Source organism: Lactobacillus kimbladii (assembly GCF_014323605.1).
Classification (GTDB): domain Bacteria; phylum Bacillota; class Bacilli; order Lactobacillales; family Lactobacillaceae; genus Lactobacillus; species Lactobacillus kimbladii_B.
This window is the reverse complement of record NZ_SCMB01000003.1, coordinates 161,101-183,613: the sequence shown is the minus strand read 5'-3', so window position 1 is coordinate 183,613 and position 22,513 is coordinate 161,101. Positions and strand designations below refer to the sequence as shown.

The following is a 22,513-nucleotide window of genomic DNA, read 5'->3' as shown; positions in this document are numbered from 1 at the left end:
TTAATTTCCTTCCTTTAGCCGTTTTTTAATCTTTTCCAGTAGTTCATCCCTTTTCAGGCTCCCTACTTGATGATATTTATTTTCTCTCAACATGGCGTCAAAAAAGAAAATATCACGAAAGTCTGAATAAGTTAATGCATTATTTCCATTCCCATATTTATAGGGATTCAGCTTTATTTTTCCTGCTAAAATTTGACTGGAGGCATCTTTAATAAGCTCTTCGTCATATTTCAGCAATAATTCAAGTTCATCACTATTGAAATAACTGCCACCAAACTTTAAAGTTCCATCTTTTGTAGAACTGACTCCGGCATAAATGGAAGAAGTACTGCGTGGTTTATTTAAGTCAGGCTCAGCCGCGAGCATTAATAGCTGGTCATCATTAATTAAACCAGTATATTTAAGTTTAATTTGACCGTCTAAGTTGGCATCTCTGATCTGCAAATTACTGTCATACAACTTATTGCTATTTAGCCTTTCAGTTTGTCTGGTAACCGTTTGGTAAAAAGCACCTAAAAGTGAGAGTGGGTCAGAACCAGCAAAGAATTTGTGGTTTTGCATCAACACATCTAGATATGAAACCATTTGTAAAGAAATACCCTGGTAAAATAACCCTAGATCAAATTTTTTAGCGGAGGACTTATAATCGATTACTTGAGCAATAAATCCGTTTTGATCAGGAACATGAGCTAAATCAACCCGATCTATTTTTCCCCTTAAATTAACGTAATGATTACCTTCTATACCAGGCACTTTAAAGTTAAGTCCTTGCACCTGTTCACCCTTTCCAAAACTTAACTCTGAATATTTAGCACGCAATGGAGTTTTTGCAACTGCATGATGCCAGTTACTTGCTACTTTACTGGTAGTTTTATCAAGACACTTAAATAAAAACTCATTAAATGGGTCATTTAATAATTGCTGATATCTGGCCTCATTTTTCATTTTTGTACGTGCAATTGTAAGTAATTGATTAAGTGTTTCGTCATCAATTTCTTTTAAATCGAGTGAGCGTTCGTTTAGCTCCTTAACTAAGCGATCAAAAGTTTCGTGGAAATAATTGCCAGCTTGTATAGCATCCAATTCATTTTCAAATCTTTTATGAAGGTGTAACCCATATGTCAGAAAATATTCATATGAATTTTCATAAAAAGTTTCCAGCTGAGAAACAGAAGAATTGAGGTTTGAACCGTATAATTTTTGTGCCAGGTCAGGACCGATATTTTGTGGTTCGTTTATAAAATTGCTTCCAGCTATAACTTTAGCTGTTTTTTGCGGTAAAAGTTCAGCCGTTAGCTTTAACAATTCTTTAACATCAATATTATTTTCCGCCCGATTAAGATAGCTTAGATATCCTAAACTTGCCTGTGGATTGGTTATAAAAGATAATAACTGACTAAGTTCTTCAGGTAAATTGTGTTGCGAAAATTCTGGTGCACCCGCAGTTTTAAACCTTTCATAATAAATTGAAGGCTGTACTGTACTACCCTCATCAGTCGCTAAACAATACGACAAATAAACTTTGTCCTGTGCTAAAGCCAAACAATTACCAAATTGGTAGTTTTGATCCCAGTTACTTAGCTGCTGCCTATCTTCAATATAAGAGTCTTCGCCAAAATCTTTTTTTAATTCAGCAAGATTTTCTGTACTTAAAAAGCCGGGAGTATTCTGTATTTGTGGTAAGCCGTTAACCGTTGCCCCCATAATAAAAACCTGCTTGTAGCCACTGACTTGAACAATACCCATTTCGGATAAATTTACAGCATCCAAAGTGGCTGGGATCTGAGAAAAAGTAGCTTCCTTAAAACCGTTAATCAGTACTGCAAAAAAGCCTGCTGGATCAAAATTATCAGGGTTAATTAACAAATAATCATGTAGCAGATTAATTAAAAGATCCCAAACTTGTTCTGACTGCCGGGCTTCTTGTAAAGCACCATCTGCTTGGGCATCAGCACGCCATTTTTCTAATACTTCATTGACTCCATTGATAGTTAAAAAATTAAAAAATATTGTAATAGCTTTTTGGCTATCCTTTTCTTCTTTTAAACTGTTAAAAAGCTGCGTAATTTGTTTGATAAAATATTCTTTTAATTTTTCTATTTTATTTACTTCTTCGGGAATTTTGTCTAATCCTATGACTTCGGCTGCCATATAATCCGCAAAGTTTCTCTGCCATAAATTATGGTTTATGCCATGAGCGAGAACAAAATTTTCCAATTGGTCAACATCATATACATAAGCAGTTTCGTCTTGATACCAGTCGGGTATTATTAAACGGGTTTTCATTATGGCCAGCAAATTTTGGGTCTGAAAAGGCCTCGACAATAACTGAGCGATGTTTTCAATTAAGACCACTAAAGGATGGTACTTCATTTCTTGTTGTAAATCATTAAAGAAAGGAATTTGATTCTGTCTTAAAATTGGGGTTAAATATGTCTCGTATTCATGCAGATTCGGTGCCAGAACTAAAAAATCGCGGTAGCGGTAGTGTCTTAATGCAACCTGCTGGTAAATGGTGTGAGCTACGTAATATGCCTCTGCATATCTGTTATCTGCACGCACGAGTTGGACTTGATTAAGATCACCAATGTTGCTTACGTCTCCAGTCCAAAATTCATTGAGCAACTCTCTTTTAGTTGGTCTGGGATTAATGTTTGTAGTTAATATTTGATGTGGCAAATTATGAGATTTAATATATTGTAATAGTTTATTGATAGTAGTTTGAATGACATAATCGTAATCTCCTGGTTCAGCTTTTGGATTAATCTCACCCAGTTGCGTTTTAAAAGCCAATGTGACGCTATGGGCTTTGGTCATCAATAATTTGACGGTTAGACATTCCTGAAGAGAAAAATGAGAAAAATCGCTAAAGTAAAAGTCTGCTTGATCTAAATTTTTTTGTGTAGCTAAATATTCATTTAACTGCAGCTGTATCTCGTTTGAGGTAGAAAATTTACCTGTGATGGCTTCAATGAATGCTGAATAAATAATTTTAAGATCAGAGATCTTATTTTTGGTTTCAAGCTCAAGAGCATCTTGATCGATATCATCAAGATTCAAATTGCCTTCGCGGATTTGCAGAATTGTATCATATAATTGCTTTATTAAACCCGGATTCAAGTTAGTAGTCTGAAAAAGGTGCAGCTGATCTTTCTTTTGATCAACAATTTTTGCAAGAAGCATTGCTGCAGCTGCATTATCAAGTTCAGTTGGCAAGCCCTTTTTTGCATCTTTTAAGAAAAACCAGGCCAAACGTGAAAATGATAAAACTTGCAGGTTTTTGACAGATTGCTCGATATGGTTTTGCCTGGTAGCCAAGCTATTTATTGCTCTGACTTCTGTGGTAAACTTAATGTGGTTGGGAACAATGACAAAGGTTTTATGATCAGGAAAGTGCTGATAATTTTGTACTGCTTCCTGTAAAATTTTTTCCTGCATGGGATCGGTTTGCCGACCGACTAGAATTTTGATCATTTGTTCTCTTCTCCTTTGTCATTATTTTAGCATAGGAACCAAATCTTTTTACAAACAATAAGGATCTTAAATAAAATGAAATCAAGTTTTTTAGCACACGGAAAAGTTATTCTTATCGGTGAACATTCAGTAGTTTATGGCTATGATGCGTTAGCATTGCCAATCAAATCATTGCATATTAAAACGACTGTTGAACCGGCAGAGCAAATGTGGATGGATACGGCTCATTATCAGGGGCCTTTTTTTATGTCTCCAGCTGAATATGACGGATTAAAATATGTTGTTAAAACTATGCTGACAAAAGCTGCCAGTAAAGAAACTCTGAAAATAACTTATACAGGAGAGATTCCAATAGAACGTGGTTTAGGTTCAAGCGCAACAGTTGCTCTTGCTACAACTAGAGCAATGAATGCTTACTTCAAACTTAAATTAACTGAAAAAGAAATAATGGAAATTACTAACCATGCTGAAATGATTAATCACGGTAAAGCATCAGGTCTTGATGCTGCAACTGTTAATTCAGATTATCTGGTTTTTTTTAATCAAAAAGATGGCCCGAAGTCGCTAAAAGCTAAACTAGACGCAACTTTGCTTATAATGGATACTGGTGAATTAGGAAGTACTAAAAAAGCAGTTAGTCAAGTTCAGGATTTGATAGTAAATGTTCCCGTTGTAAAAGAAAATATCATGGAATTAGGCAAACTGGCTGATGAAACTAAATCAGCATGGTTAAAAAAAGACGCTGAAAAGGTAGGTTCATATTTTAATCGGGCACAAGAGATACTCCATTCATTTAGCCTTTCAACCGCAAAAATTGATCATTTGCAAAAAATTGCTCTTGCAAATGGTGCATTAGGTTTTAAATTATCTGGTAGCGGACTCGGTGGAATTGTAATTGCCTTGTGTCAAAATCATGAAGATGCTGTCAAAATAGCAGATAAATGTCAAAAAATAGCTACGAATAGTTGGATTGAGGAAATATAATTTTTATGGAAAAAACAGTTCGTGCCCATACAAATATTGCGTTGATCAAATATTGGGGCAAAGCAGATTCAGGTTTACGTTTACCTTTGATGTCTAGCTTGTCAATGACACTTGATAAATTTTATACTGACACCAAGATTTCAGATAGTTTAGAAAATCAATTTTGGTTAAATGGTGTCAAACAAAATGGACAAAGCAGCAGCCGTGTTTTTTCTTTTTTAAAATTACTGCAAAAAAAATTTGCTGTGACCGGCAAATTAAAAGTTGAATCATATAATCATGTTCCAACAGCTGCAGGATTAGCTTCTTCTAGTTCAGCATTTGCGGCTTTAGCAGGAGCTTTTTGCCTACATTATGGTTTTAATTTGTCCTCTGTTGAACTTTCCCGTTTGGCTCGTTTAGGTTCAGGATCAGCCAGCAGGTCAATTTACGGTGGTTTCGCCATTTGGCAAAAAGGAAACGATGATGAATCATCTTATGCCTATGCTTTAGATGAAAGGCCTGACATAGATTTGCGATTGCTTGTGGTTGAGCTGAATAACCAGCAAAAAGATTTGTCTTCCACTCAAGGGATGAAACAGGCCCAAACATCGCCCTTTTTTATGCCTTGGATTGCGCGTAACCAAATAGAATTGGAACAAATGACTGCAGCAATTAAAGCAAATGATTTTTCAACTATTGGCAGTTTGGCAGAATTGAATGCTTGTGAGATGCATGCAGTCAATTTAACTGCTCAACCTGGTTTCACATATTTTGAACCCGCAACTATTAAAGCAATCAAACTTATAGCTGATTTGCGTAGCCAGGGTATAGAATGTTACTTCACAATAGATGCCGGACCTAATATAAAAATCTTAAGTCAATTAAAAAATGTAAAAGATATTACTAATAGGTTTGTATCCGAATTTCATAATGTTAACATAATAAATGCAAGTTTTGGTCCAGGTATTTCATGTCTGAACTAATTAATATAAATTAATTGATTAGGAGATTTAATTCTTTTGATAACAGAACAAGCACCCGGAAAATTATACATTGCTGGTGAATACGCGGTACTGGAACAGGATTGTCCCGCTATCTTAGTCGCAGTTAACCAGTTTATCCGTGTTTCAATTATTAAGTCAAAATCAGGAACTGGATTAATCCATTCTAAACAATATTCTCAAAGTTCGATTCATTGGGTCAGACGGGGAGCCAAAATGGTAATCGACAACCGTGATAATCCTTTTGAATATATTTTGGCCGCCATTTCTTACACGGAACGTTTTTGTTTAGAGCAAAAAGTCAAGATGAAAGTATATGATTTATATGTTAATTCTGATCTAGATTCTTCTGATGGCAAAAAGTATGGTTTAGGTTCAAGTGCTGCTGTGACTGTAGCCACAGTTAAAGCAATACTGCGTTTTTATAATGTGTCTTTCAGTAACGAATTAGTTTATAAACTGTCAGCTATTTCGCATTATTCTGTGCAAGGTAATGGCTCAGCGGGTGATATTGCTGCCAGTGTTTATGGTGGCTGGATTGCTTTTCAAACTTTTGATAAGCAATGGCTTGCTGATGAATTAGCACACAAATCTTTATCTGAAGTACTGAATGAGGCTTGGCCTGGATTGAAAATTCAGCTTTTGACCCCTCCTGCTGGTCTTAAATTAATGATTGGTTGGAGTCAAAAACCTGCATCCACCTCAAGACTAGTTGATGAAACTAATGCCAATAAAGCCGCTTTAAATGGTCAATACCAGGAATTTATCAGGCTTTCGCGTAAATGTGTTCTCAAAATGATTGCCGGATTTGAGCATAATGATATTCAGTTAATCAAAAAACAAATTCGCGTTAACCGTAAGCTTCTGCAGCATTTTGCGCAAATAAATCAAATTGCTATTGAGATACCGCGTCTTTCTAAACTAATTAACATTGCAGAATCATTTGGTGGTGCAGCTAAAACTTCAGGTGCTGGCAACGGAGATTGTGGCATAGTAATTGCAGACAGGAATACAGATACTGCTTTTCTTGAAGATAAATGGCGGCAAAACGGTATAATGCCTTTGGACTTTCGTGTACACCAAATTCGGGTTGTTGATTAGGGGAAAATTATGTCAATTAGATCTAATCGTAAAGAAGAGCATTTGGATTTGGCACAAAAATTTTATCAAAATGAAAAACCAAATAGTTTTGATAAAATGCACTTAGTACGCCCTGCATTACCAGAAACTAAAGTTGATCTCCGAACCATACAAACTACAATCTTTGGTAAAAAGATTGCGGCCCCCTTTTTCATTAATGCTATGACTGGTGGATCTCACAGATCTTATCTGATTAATAAAGAATTAGGTCGAATAGCCGAAAAAACAAATATTGCATTAGCATTAGGTTCTGCCAGTATTTTAACTAAAGAACCTGATTTACTAGATAGCTTTTTGATTGCAAGACAACAAGATCCTGATGGCGCTTTAATAGCAAATGTTAATGCAAAGACTTCAGCCGAACAAGCTGAAAAGATTGTGACAGAGCTAAAAGCTGATGCATTGCAAATACACCTAAATGTGGTACAGGAAATAGCTATGCCAGAGGGAGATCGAGATTTTTATTGGCTTGATAACTTAAAAGAGCTGCGTCAGAAAGTAACAGTTCCAATTATTATAAAAGAAGTCGGTTTTGGACTAGACAGAGACACAATTCGTTCATTAAAAAATGAAGGCTTTGGATTTTATGACGTCGCAGGAAGTGGCGGAACCAATTTTGCTCAGATAGAAAATGCCCGTAATACTAATAATGTTTCTTATTTAAATAATATTGGCTTACCTACCGTTATTTCGAGTTTAATGGCAGCCAAAGAGCAAGTTGAATTTACTGTTTCCGGTGGTGTACGCAACCCGTTAGATGTTTTTAAGGGGCTTTGCTTAGGTGGAAAATTTGTCGGAATTTCTAATGTGTTTTTACAGGCATTAATTAAGCATGATGCAGATTACCTGCAAAACCTTATTGAAGAGTGGCAAAATGAACTTGCTAGTCTTCTTGCAATTTACGGTCAAAACGATCTCTCTGGTCTAACCAAGATTGATAAATATTATGACTTTTCACTAAAAACTATTATCGATCAGTTATTATAAATAAAAATGAGTACCATAAATTTGTCGGATTTTGGTACTCATTTTTATTTTGACAATAATTTAATTTAATAAACGCCATATTTCCTTTTGAACAGCGCTATCATTACTGGAACCTATGATGTGGTTGGCAGCTTTTTTGGCACTCGGAAGAGCTGTTCCAGTAGCATAACTACTGCCTGCATATTTTAACATTCCCACATCGTTACCACTATCGCCAAAAGATACCATTTCCTTTGGACTAATCTTGTATTTGCTGCCCAAATATTGCAAACCTCGTGCTTTATTCATGCCTTTTGTCGACATATCTATTGATGTCGCTGAACCGGAAACAAAACCAATTTGCGGATATTTCCGCTTAAGTTCTTCTAAAAGTTTAACCATTCTATTTTCTGGAACGTCAAAAGTGACCTTAAAAACTTGATCATCCAGATGATTAAAATTCTCAACAACTGTCAGTTTTTCATAATATTTTTTTAAGTCCATTGCATATTCAGGACCATCACTTTTTAAAATATATGCACTTGCAAGACCAGAAACCGTTACTTTTTCATCATATTCTTGGATGATTTGTAAAATCGTGAGCCAGTCTTCTTCAGAAAGGCACTCAACATGAATTACTTGCCTGCCTTGAGCTACGAGTGCCCCATTATCAGCAATGTAATAAAGCTGATTAGCTACTTGGGGAAATCGGGAGTATAAATTTTCAAATTGGTTTCCACTTGCAACTACAAATTTTATTCCTCTTTTTTGCATTATTTGGAATTCTTGCAAAAATAACTCTCGATCATAAGTTTTTTGGTCAGTTAGCCAAGTTCCGTCCATATCAGTAGCGATTAATTTAATCATTCTTTTTTCTTTCTCTAAATTCGTAATCCTTTGGGATAATAGTTTTTAATAATATGATTGCTTACTTTGCCAAAGCCTAAAATAAAATGTTTAAAGCTGACAAGAATAAATCCAGTTTCATCTGAATCAGTTCTAATAGCTTCTCCATGCAAATATTTGAAATAATTACTGCTACTTAAGTCAATTACCCTATTTTGCTCTTGTGCTGCTAAGACCATAGCCAGCTGATGTCCAGGTTCAAAGCGTTTTTTCTTTAGAATACCCAACTCAATACCATTGGATAAAATTTTAAGATGGGAAGCAGAATTAGTGCTTAGTGCGGGAATAAAAACGTGATTATTATGAACTTGACATTTAAACTGCCAGTTCTCAATTGCAGATGGTAAATTAAATCTATCTAGCACGCTTGAAATCAAATGCATATCAGATTTGGTTAAAGCACTTTTAAGTTGCTTCTTATGATCTGACTTCTTACCTGTCGAACCAGAAGATTGGGCATTCTTTTTTCCTTCTAACCTTAACTTTGCTACATACTGTCCCTCTCCAATATTGGCAGTAGGCCAAAATCGTGCAGTTTTAGCCAACTCAATATTATTATCTGACCATTCTGGATGACCTTGGTCAATATATTGTTCATCTATTTTTAGTGGCAATATTGTAAAACCAAAAGTTTTAGTTAGCCAAGAAACTATTTGTTCATTTTCTTCTGGAGCAAAAGTACAAGTTGAATAAATTAGTTCTCCACCTGGTTTAAGCATTTGAACTGCAAAAGACAGAATTTCTTTTTGCCGTTGCTGACAAAAAAGCACGTAATCCTGTGACCAATATTCAATAGCTTTAGGGTCTTTGCGAAACATACCTTCACCACTGCATGGAGCATCAACCAATATTTTATCAAAATACTGTGAAAAATATTTTGTTAATTTTTCTGGTTTTTCACTTGTGACTAGTGCATTTGTTATTCCCCAACGTTCTAGATTTTCGCGTAGTATTTTTGCTCGACTAAGCGAAATTTCATTTGCAAGCAAGAATCCTTGGCCTTTTAGTTGTACGCCAACCGCAGTGCTTTTCCCACCAGGGGCAGCACATAAGTCTAAAATCTTTTCCCCAGGCTGGGCTTCAAGAAAAAAAGCAGGAAACATTGCAGCAGGTTCTTGTGAATACACTGTCCCACTCACCCATTCAGGATCTTTTCCACTTATTTTGCCATAATAGGCATTTGGTATTAGCGGAATTTTTTCATTATGATCATAAGAAAGGGTTTGATTTTCTTTTAATGAATTGATTCGATAAGCATTTTTAGAATTTTCATTTATTGCTTTAAAAAGATGGTCAGCTTTACTCTTACCTAATAGCTTTGTATATTTTTTGATGAAATCTTCAGGCAGTTTTGGCATTATTTTTTTCCTTTCGTAATAAGTGCAGAATGCTTAAGGCGTAAAAAATAGAAATTATTACCCAACTTGTCATTAAAAGCCAAATTAAGTGTTGTGGCTTGGAAACGAATTTTCGCGAGATCAAAAAGAAATATGCACCAAAAGTAACTACAAGTTCTACAAGCAAAATTCTAATCCCATGATTGATTAACCAATTGTGTAGTAGACTGCCCTTCAAATTTGTCTGCTGAACTGTTTTCCAATCCATAAATGCCAAAATTATATTACTTGCTGAAGCAATTAACAAAAAAATTAAGATAAATAAAATTTCACGAATAATTGAAAACTGATGTATTTGATGATTTTTGACAAAAACTGGTGTTTTTGCTTTTACTCCATAATGCTTAGCGATTTGTTGAATTACTTTATTTGAACTGTCTATTATGATCTGATAATCACGCAGTTTAAATTTGCCAGTTGGTTGTTTCGGACTAGCAGTCAAATAATAGCCGTTTTGCTTCATTTGACGATAATGCTTTAAAGTTCCTATAACCGTATAATATTTTTTGTTTATGTAAACATACTCATTTCCTTGCGCCTTTAAAGTCGGAACTTTTGCGTTTAAACCAAGTACAGCAAAAGAAACTTGACCTTTAAAGTCATCTTTTGTGAAGTACCTTCCTGATTCAGTCGGTAGTTTTAGCACATTATGATTTGACCATACGAGAGTTTGATTTTTCTTGGCTTTGGATGTCATATGAACTTGAATTTTATTATGAGGATATCTTTTTTTCAAATAGGTCAAGAAAGTTCTAACTTCTTGATTGTTTTTTACTTCAATATAGCGGGTATTGTTGCTTAAACCATATGCCTCAAGCAGTTGGTTCGCTTCACGAGACTGAACATTTGACAACATACTGCCTATACCTAAAAAAGATAAAAATATAATAATAATTAAAATGATTTTTTTAAATTTCATGTGCTATCTCAAAAATATGTTCATTAATAAAATCAAAACTAGGAAAAGTTTGATTAATTTGTTTTAATTCTTTTGAATTATGTACTAATCCTTTTTGCCAAAAAGCCTCAGAATTGGTCGCTCCGTTTTTTTCGCCTATAAAGAGCAGATGGCTTGTTGTATTCAGCTTTTGCCAGGTTGAAACAACTTTTGTATCGCTACTGCCAAAATTGGGAGCCCAAGAGCATATTATTAGATCAACATTGTAAAATATCTCAACGGCCTGAGCAGCATCAAAATTTGCGACTGGCATAAATGACTTGGAACCAGTGTTTGAAGTTTTTGACCAATCTAAGTTATCTGTGACTATCATTTTTACGCCTACATCAGATAAAGCCTTGCTCCAATAAGCATTACCTGCCATAATTTCCAGTCCGGATTTAATGTTTAAACAGTCTTTAATTGCTCTAGCTGTCTGTAAATTAGGTAGCGACCAAACGCCAAAATTTATAGCCAGAAATTGTCTCAAATTGTCGATTAACTGGTTAATAGTTCTAAAGTGTTTAATATCAGTTTGCGAAAGACCAGCACATATTTCTTCAGATTTATCTGGCAAAAAGCCCAGTTTCTCTGGAGCTTTCCTTAAAATTTGCTTTTGGCTCACAACAGAAACAATATCGTTAATTTCCTTTACTTGATGATGTATGGGGTCAATATTAAGCTCTTGATCTAACTGGTTAATTTTACTTAAAAAATTTGTCATTATCAAATACCTATAATGATTTTAACATTCAAACTGAAGGATTTCAGTTATAATAAAAGGTAACTTAATAAAGGAGAAAAATTTTATGGCGAAAAAAGTAACAAAAAAGCAAGACGAAGAGGAAGAAAGCTTAGGTAAATTTATTCTTGATGTTGTCATAATGATGGCAGTTATTTTAGGTGTGTTCTATGTTTTATTCCATTTTGTACTTTCTAATGATAGAGTTTCTGGACCGTCTATGCAACCGACTTTTGAAGATAATGATCGTTTGATTGCTGTGCGTAATTTTACTCCTAAACGTAATGATGTTGTTGTTTTGCTGGCTCCTAAGGCAGCAAATGATGTCCCAGGAGCATACTACATCAAGCGAATAATTGGTCTTCCTGGTGACAAGCTTGTTTCAAAAAATGATAAAATGTATGTTAACGGGAAGCTTTTACCTGAGCCATATCTTGAAAATCATTTCAAAAAGGATAATAATGCTCAAGGGCAGACGTATACAACAAATTTCACATATAAGGTTCCAAAAGGCTATTATTGGGTAATGGGCGATCACCGTGATATTTCTAAGGATTCACATATTTTTGGTCCTGTAAAACGACAAAATTTAATTGGTAAAGTCAAATTCAGATATTGGCCATTTAATAAAATTCAGGGTTTTTAATTTCCTTTGAATTTTAATATTTTTCCGCTAAAATAAATTGTAAAGGAGAATTTATTATGAATCAGCAGTTAGAAGAATTATCCGATGCAATTATCGATTTTCAAGTAAAACATCATGTTACTGATACTGATTTGGCCTTTGCAAGTCACTTATCAGTTGAAAAAATTCACTCAATGAAAACTGGCGATGGTGAATTCACTCCTGAAGAAATTAATCAGTTGTACGATTACCTTGCTGCAAATCATTAAAATATTAGCTAAATATCAAAACCCGCAAGAGATTATTTTTGTGGGCTTTTATTTTCAGTGATTTTAGAAAATGTTAGTTTAGGAATAATTATAGGAATTATCTTGCCTTCGATCAGTTTAATAGCTCTTATCATTTCCAAAAAAAGCAAAAATCTTAAAGCTGAGAAAATTGATTTTTTGACTTTCATTGCCTTTTGTCTTTTATTTGCGTTGGCATTTTTGCTGTTTGTATCATGAGTCTTTTAATATGTATATTTTAATTTATTTTCCTTCTCTTGCTTCAAAAAATTTACTGAAAAGAATTGTATCCAAAAACCAAAAAAGTAAATTGATTACAAGCATTAAAATTAGAGCTAAAGCCAAATCATCATTTGTTCCTGTGGTTTTTCCCATCATAAATCTAAATGGAAATGAAATTATTTGTAAGCCAATGTTACTGGCTTTGATTGCAAGCCAAGCAACTAAAACAATCACAAAAACTGCAATTATCCGAAAATAAGTTTTGCTGAGAGTTTGAGGAAGGAAATCCAAAAGAGCACGGCTGGAATAATTTAAAAAGCTAATAATGAAGTAACCAAAAAATGCGCTAAGAATAGTCATCATAATTGCACCAAAGAAGTTAAACATAATTTCCAGGTCAACTTGTTGCAAATGCCTTCCAATATCAGTAAACATTTCGATTATGACAGTATGAAAATGAATATCAAAAGTAAAAGTAACAACGCCTAAAATTAATGTGCAAATTACTTCGAGTATCACAAAGAAAAGCAATGCACCAAACGAACTTAAAATATTATCGAAATACAGCTTTTTATCGTCAATTGGTACTAAGCGCCAAGTTTGATTGCCACTGACATGTTCATTTTGAAAACAGGTGGTTAAATAAAATATGCCAGTAAAAAGCCATGCTGATACCACAAAAATTGTCAGCCATAAGGTAAAGAAATTAGAAAAAATAGTTCTATTAATGTCTACATGACCGTTACTAAAATTAAAAAATGCCATCGCAAAAGAGGCAACTGTTTGAATAATTAACAATAGTGAGATCCATTTGGTTTTCAATCTGAAAAGCACCGTAAAATAGCGATTAAAAATTGCCATTATTCATCCTCTTCTCTTTGATAAAAACTCTCATAAAATTCCTCCACACTTTGATTATCAGCCCTAATTGCTTCAGTCGACTTTTGCATACAAACAGTCTTATTTTTAATAATAATAACTTCATCCAAAACCGCAGCGATTTCATTTACGAAATGATCTGAAACCAAAATAGTGGATTTTTCTTGCTTCCATAAAATTATCGATTTAATGATTTTTTTACGTGCCATAGCATCAATGCCGGAAAAGGGTTCATCTAAAAGATATAAATCTGTTTTTCTGGAAAAAGTTAAAGCAATAACTAACTTCTCCTTCATACCTTTTGACATCTCTGACAAACGAAGATTAGAACTTAACTTCATAAATTCTCTTAATTCCTCAAATTGCTTCAGATTAAAATCATGGTATAAGATCTGATAAAACTTAACAATATCACTAATTCTTGTTGAATTAGCAAAGCCAGTTAAACTATCTGTAAAAGATAGATGTTCTTTTCTTTCAGCTTCTTTAGTAAAGCCGGAAACTTTTACTATTCCACGATAGTTTTTAGCTACGCCACTAATTATTCGCATTAAAGTAGTTTTGCCCGCACCATTTTCGCCAAGAAGAGCAACGATTTTCCCTGGTTTGAGCGTTAAGTTTAAATTGTTAATAATTCGTTTTTGATTTTTTTTATAAACCAAATCAGTTATTTCTAAGGGATTGCCCATTATTTACGCTCCTCTTTAAGATATTCAGTTAAAGATTTGAGAATTTGTTCATCAGAAACCCCTAAAGAGTTCATGCTCTGAACAAATTTGTCTAGTTCAGCGTCAATTAATTCCCTTTTCGTTTTTTCAAGTAAAGTAGTATCTTCAGTGACAAAATTCCCTTCTCCCCTCTTGGTATACAAAATTCCTTCAAAGTTCATTTGTTGTAAGGCACGTTGTACCGTATTGACGTTTACAGTGAGTTGCACTGCTAGTTCACGTACAGAAGGGATTTTTTTACCTGGCTTCAATTTGCCGGTAATTATTTGTCGATATAGGTATTGCTTAATTTGTAAGTAAATGGGAATGTTATCTTTAAATTCCACAAGTCCACCATCCTTTGGCCGTAATACACCTATAATACACTATCATAAACCAGATTTATTTTTTCCGCAAACCTTTTATTTGTTGTAATAACTTGCTTTTTTGTGAGAAATTATAAAATTGTAAAAGTAATTTTTTCTTATTTGCCTACCTATTTACGTTCACTGGCTTCATAAAAATGATTAAATAAGAAAACGTTGCTGACCAACAAAATAAGATCGCAAATTGTGGTTGACAAAATTGCAAAAGGTAAATCACTAGAAAAAGCAAGTCCGTAATTAGCTGGGTTAAATACTGATAAAAGAATTTTGTAGACAAATATATGTTGAATTTTAAAAAAGAACCAGATTAGTACAAAAATTATGAATAAATGGAGTATCTTTACAAGTGCTCCATTAACGTTCGCGGGTACAAAATCTATTATGGACTGGCTAGCAAAGTTAAAGAAACTGATAACAAAATATAAAAAGAAACAACTTAAAATGGCTAAGACAATCGTACCAATTACAGTCCAGAAAACATTGTAATCAAAATTAGGATGCAGATCCATTAGGAAATCATGAAGTCCTCGTTGAAATTCTTTATCAACCAAAAAAGATAAGAAACCTAGCATAACTGTAGCAACTACTTCAAGCGCAAGCATGTAAATAAAAGATACAAATGTACTTAAAACATTATCAAGATAAAACTGGCTGTCACTTATTCCAGCTAACCGCCAGGTTTGACTTCGATTAAATTTTTCACTTTGCAAAGGAGTTAAAATAAATACAAATAATATGACAAAGAAGGCTAAGATGACAAAATATAATGCCCATTCTGGTATCAGACCGACATTATTTTTTAGATTTTTTTGAATATGCCAATTTGTAACTTCATAATAAGTAAAAAAGGCACATGCTAGAGCTGCAATTAGTTGAAAAGACAGTAATATTTTTAATTTTTTGGCTTTAATTTTAAAAAATCTGTTAAATAACCTGCTAAATTCCGCCATTTTGGACTCCTTATTTTTATTTCTAATTGATAACAAATATTGTTTCACTAGTTACTTTTTTTCTTCTGCTTCAAAGAAAAATTTAAACAATAAAATATTAATAATGAACAATATCAAATTATCAACTACAACAACTACATTAACATAAGGTAAAGCGTTGTTATAAGTTGGATTGAAGTTTAAAAAATTCAAAAGACTGCCTAAAAGTTGATTGACAAAAAATTTTTCTGCTTTAGTATAAAGCCAAGCTATTACGATAACAATAAAAATATGTAATAGTTTGACAACTAAGCCGTTTGAAGCTACAGGAAGATAATCCATGATGGCTTTACTGGAAAAATTTAAAAAGCTGATCACTAACGAAATGAAAAAGCAACATAAAAGTAAAAGTAGCATGAAATCAAAAATAAAGCGAATTGTATTCGGTTCAAAATTTGGTCTAAATTGTTTAAACATTCTTTCGCATGAATTACGAAAAGCCTTGTCTGTAAAAAATGAAACAGTTAGCAAGATGCCTGCAACACTAATGTTAAGAAAAATGAAATAGATAAAAGTTATAAACGAACTTAAACTATTAGCAATATAAAATTTTTCGTCAGTAATTGCAGTTAAACGCCAAGTTTGACTTCGATTAATCCGCTCATTTTTGACAGCGATATAAATAAAAAAGAATATGATAAAAAAAACACTTAATAAACAAAAGCCCATTAGCCAATCAGGTAAAAGCTCAGTGTAAAAATTTAAAAATTCACCGAACTTACCTGTACCAATCAGTAGTCCAAAAATAGAGAATGCTAAAGCACCAACTATTTGAATAATTAAAAATGAATAAACTTTCTTGGCTTTTTCTACAAAGAATCTGCCAAACAAACTTTTAAATGAGGTCATACTCTGTCCTCCATACTACGAAAATATTGTAAAAAATATTAGGATTTACTTCTCTACTGCTTCAAAGAAATGATTGATTAAAAAGACGTTTATGCCAAGCATTATTAAATTAGCAACAAACATCATACCTACAACATATTCTAATCCCGCAAGATCAGTAGCTTTTAGTAAAAAAAGATTTACAAAAGAGTTTATCAATACTCTATAGAGCTTAACAAGCAGTCCCATTAATATGATAATGATGAATATACGAATAAAAGAAATTAAAATATGACTTGATGCTTGTGGTAAAAAACTTAAAATTGCCTGACTGGAAAAGTTAAGGAAACTAACCAAAAAATAAATAAAAAGAGCAGTTAGAATTACCAACAGTATAATACAAATAAAAGTAAGAAATGTGTCAGTATCTAAATTGAGTTCAAACCGCAAATTTTTGCCAAATTTGGGATAGGCAAAAATAGATACAAAGAATAATCCAAGCGCAATTATAAAATCTAAAAAGACAAAATAAATTAGAGAAACAAATGAACTTAAGATATTATCAATATAAAACGTGCCATCGCTGATTGGTGCTAGGCGCCATGTCTTACTTCTATTTAAGCGTTCATTCTGAACAACAGTTAAAATATATAAAATAGGTCCAAACAAGAAAGTAAAGGAAGCAAATAAGGCCATCCATCCTGGAAAAAATTTAAGGTTATTGTTCAAATTTAAGTGAAACCTGCCAGAATAAAAACTAAAATAAGTAAAAAACGCTGATGCCAGAGAACTGATAAATTGCAGGACAACTAGCAGATGAACATATTTGGCTTTTTTTTCAAAAAGTTTGCCAAATAAGTGGTTGAAAGTAGCCATTATTCATCCTCCGCCTCGTATAAACTTTCATAGTAGTCTTCAACACTCTTATGGTGTTCGCGTATCTCTTCAGTTGATTTATGAGCATAAATGGTTTGGTCTTTGATTATGACTATTTCGTCTAACATACTGGCAATTTCGTTGACAAAATGATCTGAAACGAGAATTGTTGATTTTTCTGGTTTCCATAAAATGATTGAGTTAATAATTTTTTTACGAGCCATAGCATCAATACCGGAAAAAGGTTCATCCAATAGGTAAAGATCAACTTTACGCGAAAATGCAAGTGCAATAATTAATTTTTCTCGCATCCCTTTTGACATCTCAGATAACCGCATTTCAGAATCTAATTTCATAAACTGACGAAGTTGCTCAAATTGTTTACCATCAAAATCTTGATAAATAATTTCATAAAATTTAACAATATCTTTGATTTTAGTTGAGTTGTTAAAACCCGTTAGACTATCAGTGAATGATAGTCGGGCTTTTCGTTGAGCCTCTTTACTTTCACCAGAAATTTTTACGGTTCCACGATAGTTTTTAGCCATACCACTAATTACTCGCATAAGGGTAGTTTTACCTGCACCGTTTTCACCTAAAAGGGCTACTATTTTACCCAGTTGCAAAGTTAAATTTATATTATCTAAAATTGTCTTTAAGTTTTTCTTGTAAGTTAAATCTCTAATTTCTAAAAGATTTTCCATATTAATACTCCTACTTCAAATGATTAGCAACAATTAAATTGATTTGTCCAGATGAAATTCCTAAGCTTTTCATGTTCTGAACAAACTTACGTTGTTCAGCAACGATGATGTCTTTTTTTATTTTCTCTAATAATTTTTTATCGTTGGTGACATAATTACCCTCTCCCCTTTTAGTAACCAGAAGACCGGAATTAATCATTTGTCTTAGCGCTTTTTGAATAGTATTAACATTCACTGTTAACTGTGCTGCTAAATTACGTACAGAAGGTATCCTCTGATTCGGCTCAAGTTTGCCATTAATGATTTGTCGACATAAGTATTCTTTTATTTGTATGTATATCGGCAGATTGTCTTTAAAATTCATAATTCTTTTCCAACTGTATTACATTTATAATACACTATAATATTACAATAAACTTAAAAGTTATGCAATTAATTACTTAAAATCTTTTTCTCCGAAAGATTAAATAGCCGGCAACCACGAAAATAAGAATATAGATTAGACTACCAATTAAAAGCTCTTGATTGTTCAGGTGGGTAGTTAAAACATACATGCCATAATTACCAAACTGCCTAGTCAAGTCCACCATATTAAAAGGGTTCCATTTCATAATGTTCACCAGTTTGCCTCCGTTCATTAGGTCTGAAGAAATGCTTTGACCCATGAATGTAATTAGAAGGCTTGCTGTAATTACAATTGCACTACTATTAATTAGACACGAGAGTAAAAAAAATAGCAATAATTAACATTGTAGTTACTAAATCTATTAGAGAAGCAGTTACCATGTTTAGCCATACCGGCTGATGATATAGATATGACGCTGACCAGTTAACTTGATAATTAAATATGGTATATTGCAAACAAATCGTATAAAAAAGAGCTAGCAGATGCAGAAAAACATTGTATAAGAATAAAACAATATATTTTGATAAGTAAACATATATTTTATTAGAAGACTTATATAAAAGTGTCAAAATCGTATTGTTTTGAAATTCCATTGAAGAATACGTGGCACCTACTATCACTAGGATAAACATTATAAAATCAGAAGAATCAAAAGTTAATGTTAAAATTAGCTTTTTACTTTCATCTGCCAAAGCGAAACCGGTAATAAGCATTAGAAAAAATAATATGATAGCTGCGATCCAAGTAATTTTGCGGTGCACTAATTTATATAATTCCTGCTTAATACTATAAATCATTTTAGTGATCTCCTCTCTTTATACTCGTCGATGTTTGAATAGATAATATCCTAGAACCATAAAAACTATGCCGTAAACGATATTGGCTATAATTAGTTCAAGACTTGATAAATTCGATTTTAAGCTAAGGCTTGAATTTGATAATTGCTGGGAAATAAAAATCATATTTAAAAAGTTCCATTTAATAGTACTTATAAAATGGGGAAAGGTTTGCATTAATCCTTTGGAAAAGAATGTGGAAAGGTTTGCATTAATCCTTTGGAAAAGCTGGCACCAAAAAATGCTAGTACAATTCCAAAACAAACTACTACAGCATTATTTTTAACCAGCATAATGAGCATAAAAGATAAGCCAATGCTAAAAAAAGAATAAATCAATGCTCCTGCCAGGTTAGTTAACAAACCATTTAAAAGAGTATGCCCATTATGAACGGCTAACCAATCATATCTGCCAGTATTAAAGATCACGCTTAAAATCAAGGTAAATAGAAATGCAATCACTGTTAGGAGAAAACTATAGACTAAGACAACCAAAAACTTGGAAAAGTAAATTTGAAACTTGCTTGAAGTCTTATACTCCAGCATGATAATCGTGTTATTCTTGTATTCCATTGAAAAAATTGCAGATGCTACGGTAATAACTATTAAAGTAATCAACTCATTTGCACCAAATCCGTAGCCAAGGGATTGGCGCGTAATAGGATTAGTAAAAAAGTTGTAAGTCATTGTTACCATGAGAATAATCAGACCATACAGAGCAATGTTTTCATGCCTGAATTTATAGATTTCCTGTTTAAAGCTTATAAGCATTTTGTCTAGCCCCTTTTCTTTTCCAAGACATCAACTACAATTCGTTCAAGGTTGGCTTCAAGCGGCAAAATTTCTTTTAAGTGAACACCTTCGTTAAATAGCAGATCTTCTATTTTGTATATGTCGTTTTGACTTACTATCAAATAATTTTCATTTTCTGTAAATGTGATCTGGTAAGCAGCAAAAATCTTTTTTGCAAGTTTATTATTTTCAGTAGTCAAATGGTATTTTTGGTGACTAATTTTTTCAAATTCTTTGACCTCTTTATTAAATATAATTTGTCCTCCAGAGATTAAGACAACTCTCGTCATTACTTTTTGTAATTCACTTAAAATATGACTTGAAATTAAAAAAGCTGTTCCTTGATCAGAATATCTTTTGATTAATTTTCTTACTCGAATCGTTGATTCAATGTCAAGTCCGTTCATTGGTTCATCAAGAATTACAACTTGGGGCTGATTTAATAAGGCGATTGCTATGCCTAATTTTTGCTTCATCCCTAGTGAATATCCTTTAGCCTTATTATTAATATATGAATCCATTTGTAATTCAGAAATCAAATTTGCCATATCTTTTTGATCATGAGCATAAAGGGTCAAATTTTGCATACCAGTAAGAAATGGGTAAATTGCTGGATGTTCAATTAATGCTCCAACCCTTGTTAAAGCATGATGGTCATTTTCGGACACATTTTTGCCATTGACCTCTATTTTTCCTTTAAATTTCATTAACCCTAAAATGGTTTTCATAATAGTTGTTTTTCCAGCTCCATTTGGGCCTTTAGACCTATTATTTCACCAGCTTTAACATCAAAAGTAGCATTATTAACTAGCACTGTCTTGCCCACATAAGTGCAAACATCATCAACTTGTAGTGCAATAGAACTTCGCATGATCACTAATCCTTTCTCTTATATTATAATAGTGAACTATTTGTCTAATACTCTAGTATAATAAAATAAATAATCAACTTTTGCAAGGAGTCTTTTGCCTTTTGTCTTAGAAAAATTTAAGTGTTCCACAAATTATCAATATAAAATTTTAAAAAGAAAAAAGGCACATAAAACCATTTTTGATAATGATCCTATGTACCTAAATTTAAATTTCTATTAATTGTGCATAATTTTCCTAACTTTTTAGAAGTTAAATTTTCTCCATCAGAACAAGATTTAAGCTTTTAATTATTTTAATAAGAAATAATAAAAACAGTCGTTTTTGTTTCACTATTTATTGCTATTTGCATTCAACTCTATCATTTTAATCATGACGTCTACTGCTTTTGCCATGGACTCCAGAACAGTATATTCAAACCTGCCGTGCATGTTTTCTTGACCAGAAAAAAGATCCGGGCAAGGTAAACCTCTATAAGTTAAAAGTGACCCATCTGTCCCTCCCCTTACGGGGTCTTCATTGATGGTTAAACCTTCAGCTTTATAAGCTTTTCTCGCCAAATTAACAATTTCCATGTGGTCTTTAAGAATATCAGCCATATTGTAATATTGATCTCTCATGTTAAGCTTAATTCTCTCAGTACCAAAGTCCTTGTTCATTTGATTAACAATAGCCTTAACTTTATTTTTACGATCTTCCAGACCATCTCTTTCAAAGTCGCGCACAATGTATTCCATTTGTGCGTTATCAACTGTACCAGTAAAATTGGTCAGATGATAAAATCCTTCTCGTCCAGCTGTTTTTTCAGGAACTTCGTTTTGCGGAAGTTGATTTTGGAAGTTAATACCAACCTGGATGGCATTTATCATCTGATCTTTAGCCACCGAAGGATGCACATTTACTCCTTGAATATCAAGCGTGAAAGTAGCAGCAGAAAAAGTACCCCAATCTAACTTACCTGGAGCTCCGCCATCAACCGTGAAAGCAAAATCTGCCCCAAATTCATCAATATCAAAATGCTGGGCCCCCATACCGATTTCTTCGTCAGGAGTAAAACCAAGGCGAATCTTACCATGTTTTATTTCAGGGTGATTTAACAGATATTCTGCTACAGTAACTAATTCTGCTACCCCACATTTATCATCTCCGCCAAGCAGTGTGTCCCCAGAAGCTGTAATGATAGTCTGTCCCGCATATTTCTTTAAGTTTGGAAATTCGGCAGGATCTAAATAGAATTCAGAATCTCCAAGGCGAATTTTTGATTTCCCATCATAATTCTCGTGAACCTGTGGTCTCACATTTTCCGCATTAAAGTCTGCGGTATCACAGTGTGCTAGAAGTCCCATTACAGGTACATCATAATCTACATTTGCCGGTATTTCGGCAATGACACAGCCTGATTTCTGATTATAATGCACATCTTTCAAGCCGAGCTCTTCGAGATCAGGTAAAATAATCTGTTTTTGAAAATCTTCCTGACGTTTTGTCGAAGGAAACCTGTCTGAATGCTCATCAGAGCGTGAATTAACTTTTACATATTTTAAAAATCTTGGTAATAAATTTGGATATTTCATTGTCT

Annotated in this window: 23 protein-coding genes and 1 pseudogene; 6 read left to right on the top strand and 18 right to left on the bottom strand. The window is 33.3% G+C overall.

Annotation, left to right across the window (positions count from 1 at the left end):
- Complete coding sequence (locus tag ERK18_RS06045) at positions 1 to 3,474, bottom strand: PD-(D/E)XK nuclease family protein (RefSeq protein ID WP_187154706.1); 3,474 nt, start codon at positions 3,472 to 3,474, stop codon at positions 1 to 3.
- Between the two features lie 75 nt (positions 3,475 to 3,549).
- On the opposite strand from ERK18_RS06045, the gene mvk reads away from it, so the two are divergent.
- From mvk to fni, 4 genes are read left to right on the top strand one after another with little or no spacing between them, the layout of a single operon-like run.
- Positions 3,550 to 4,458 carry a mevalonate kinase gene (gene mvk, locus ERK18_RS06040; protein WP_187154705.1) on the top strand — a complete coding sequence of 303 codons (909 nt, stop codon included), beginning with the start codon at positions 3,550 to 3,552 and terminating at the stop codon, positions 4,456 to 4,458.
- Positions 4,459 to 4,463: 5 nt separating this feature from the next.
- Positions 4,464 to 5,423, top strand: a complete 960-nt coding sequence (gene mvaD / locus ERK18_RS06035; RefSeq protein ID WP_122052403.1) for a diphosphomevalonate decarboxylase — start codon at positions 4,464 to 4,466, stop codon at positions 5,421 to 5,423.
- Between the two features lie 36 nt (positions 5,424 to 5,459).
- Positions 5,460 to 6,542, top strand: coding sequence for a phosphomevalonate kinase (locus ERK18_RS06030; RefSeq protein ID WP_187154704.1), 1,083 nt, complete (start codon positions 5,460 to 5,462; stop codon positions 6,540 to 6,542).
- A gap of 9 nt (positions 6,543 to 6,551) precedes the next feature.
- The gene (fni, locus tag ERK18_RS06025; RefSeq protein ID WP_187154703.1) at positions 6,552 to 7,568 is read left to right on the top strand and encodes a type 2 isopentenyl-diphosphate Delta-isomerase; all 1,017 of its coding nucleotides are present in this window, start codon (positions 6,552 to 6,554) and stop codon (positions 7,566 to 7,568) included.
- A 60-nt stretch (positions 7,569 to 7,628) separates the two neighbouring features.
- Here fni and ERK18_RS06020 read toward each other — a convergent pair whose 3' ends face one another.
- Genes ERK18_RS06020 through ERK18_RS06005 form a run of 4 tightly spaced genes read right to left on the bottom strand, consistent with a single transcriptional unit; the run spans position 7,629 to position 11,511 of the window.
- A complete protein-coding gene (locus tag ERK18_RS06020; RefSeq protein WP_187154702.1) occupies positions 7,629 to 8,414 on the bottom strand; it encodes an HAD family hydrolase in 786 nt (261 codons plus the stop codon).
- Positions 8,415 to 8,428: 14 nt separating this feature from the next.
- Entirely contained in the window at positions 8,429 to 9,811 is a 1,383-nt protein-coding gene (locus ERK18_RS06015; protein ID WP_187154701.1) for an RsmF rRNA methyltransferase first C-terminal domain-containing protein, read from the bottom strand.
- Complete coding sequence (locus tag ERK18_RS06010) at positions 9,795 to 10,769, bottom strand: hypothetical protein (protein WP_045928096.1); 975 nt, start codon at positions 10,767 to 10,769, stop codon at positions 9,795 to 9,797. Before ERK18_RS06010 ends, ERK18_RS06015 begins: the two co-directional genes overlap by 17 nt.
- Positions 10,759 to 11,511 (bottom strand): SAM-dependent methyltransferase, encoded by a 753-nt coding sequence (locus tag ERK18_RS06005; protein WP_187154700.1) that lies wholly within the window; start codon positions 11,509 to 11,511, stop codon positions 10,759 to 10,761. The genes ERK18_RS06010 and ERK18_RS06005 overlap by 11 nt, the downstream gene beginning before the upstream one ends.
- A gap of 85 nt (positions 11,512 to 11,596) precedes the next feature.
- Between ERK18_RS06005 and lepB the strand changes: the two genes are divergently transcribed.
- The gene (gene lepB / locus ERK18_RS06000; RefSeq protein ID WP_034979074.1) at positions 11,597 to 12,175 is read left to right on the top strand and encodes a signal peptidase I; all 579 of its coding nucleotides are present in this window, start codon (positions 11,597 to 11,599) and stop codon (positions 12,173 to 12,175) included.
- A gap of 56 nt (positions 12,176 to 12,231) precedes the next feature.
- Complete coding sequence (locus tag ERK18_RS05995; protein WP_034979071.1) at positions 12,232 to 12,423, top strand: LBP_cg2779 family protein; 192 nt, start codon at positions 12,232 to 12,234, stop codon at positions 12,421 to 12,423.
- Positions 12,424 to 12,684: 261 nt separating this feature from the next.
- Here the strand turns inward: ERK18_RS05995 and ERK18_RS05990 are convergent, their stop codons facing one another.
- From ERK18_RS05990 to pepT, 13 genes and pseudogenes are all read right to left on the bottom strand, one after another.
- Complete coding sequence (locus ERK18_RS05990; RefSeq protein WP_187154699.1) at positions 12,685 to 13,524, bottom strand: hypothetical protein; 840 nt, start codon at positions 13,522 to 13,524, stop codon at positions 12,685 to 12,687.
- The gene (locus ERK18_RS05985) at positions 13,524 to 14,231 is read right to left on the bottom strand and encodes an ABC transporter ATP-binding protein (protein WP_187154698.1); all 708 of its coding nucleotides are present in this window, start codon (positions 14,229 to 14,231) and stop codon (positions 13,524 to 13,526) included. Before ERK18_RS05985 ends, ERK18_RS05990 begins: the two co-directional genes overlap by 1 nt.
- Positions 14,231 to 14,596 (bottom strand): GntR family transcriptional regulator, encoded by a 366-nt coding sequence (locus ERK18_RS05980; protein ID WP_046332134.1) that lies wholly within the window; start codon positions 14,594 to 14,596, stop codon positions 14,231 to 14,233. The genes ERK18_RS05985 and ERK18_RS05980 overlap by 1 nt, the downstream gene beginning before the upstream one ends.
- 149 nt (positions 14,597 to 14,745) lie before the next feature.
- Positions 14,746 to 15,585, bottom strand: a complete 840-nt coding sequence (locus tag ERK18_RS05975) for a hypothetical protein (RefSeq protein ID WP_187154697.1) — start codon at positions 15,583 to 15,585, stop codon at positions 14,746 to 14,748.
- Between the two features lie 51 nt (positions 15,586 to 15,636).
- Complete coding sequence (locus tag ERK18_RS05970; protein WP_187154696.1) at positions 15,637 to 16,473, bottom strand: hypothetical protein; 837 nt, start codon at positions 16,471 to 16,473, stop codon at positions 15,637 to 15,639.
- Between the two features lie 45 nt (positions 16,474 to 16,518).
- Positions 16,519 to 17,328: a hypothetical protein gene (locus tag ERK18_RS05965; protein WP_187154695.1), complete on the bottom strand. Its 810-nt coding sequence runs from the start codon at positions 17,326 to 17,328 to the stop codon at positions 16,519 to 16,521.
- The gene (locus ERK18_RS05960; protein WP_187154694.1) at positions 17,328 to 18,032 is read right to left on the bottom strand and encodes an ABC transporter ATP-binding protein; all 705 of its coding nucleotides are present in this window, start codon (positions 18,030 to 18,032) and stop codon (positions 17,328 to 17,330) included. Before ERK18_RS05960 ends, ERK18_RS05965 begins: the two co-directional genes overlap by 1 nt.
- Positions 18,033 to 18,042: 10 nt before the next feature.
- Entirely contained in the window at positions 18,043 to 18,396 is a 354-nt protein-coding gene (locus tag ERK18_RS05955) for a GntR family transcriptional regulator (RefSeq protein ID WP_187154693.1), read from the bottom strand.
- A gap of 76 nt (positions 18,397 to 18,472) precedes the next feature.
- Positions 18,473 to 18,652 carry a hypothetical protein gene (locus tag ERK18_RS09530; RefSeq protein WP_261982443.1) on the bottom strand — a complete coding sequence of 60 codons (180 nt, stop codon included), beginning with the start codon at positions 18,650 to 18,652 and terminating at the stop codon, positions 18,473 to 18,475.
- A gap of 88 nt (positions 18,653 to 18,740) precedes the next feature.
- Entirely contained in the window at positions 18,741 to 19,235 is a 495-nt protein-coding gene (locus tag ERK18_RS09525) for an ABC transporter permease (protein WP_261982442.1), read from the bottom strand.
- A gap of 215 nt (positions 19,236 to 19,450) precedes the next feature.
- Complete coding sequence (locus ERK18_RS05945) at positions 19,451 to 20,044, bottom strand: ABC transporter permease (RefSeq protein ID WP_187154692.1); 594 nt, start codon at positions 20,042 to 20,044, stop codon at positions 19,451 to 19,453.
- Between the two features lie 5 nt (positions 20,045 to 20,049).
- Positions 20,050 to 20,936: pseudogene (locus ERK18_RS05940) on the bottom strand (ABC transporter ATP-binding protein).
- 330 nt (positions 20,937 to 21,266) lie between these two features.
- Positions 21,267 to 22,508: a peptidase T gene (gene pepT, locus ERK18_RS05935; protein WP_187154691.1), complete on the bottom strand. Its 1,242-nt coding sequence runs from the start codon at positions 22,506 to 22,508 to the stop codon at positions 21,267 to 21,269.
- Positions 22,509 to 22,513 lie beyond the last annotated feature (5 nt).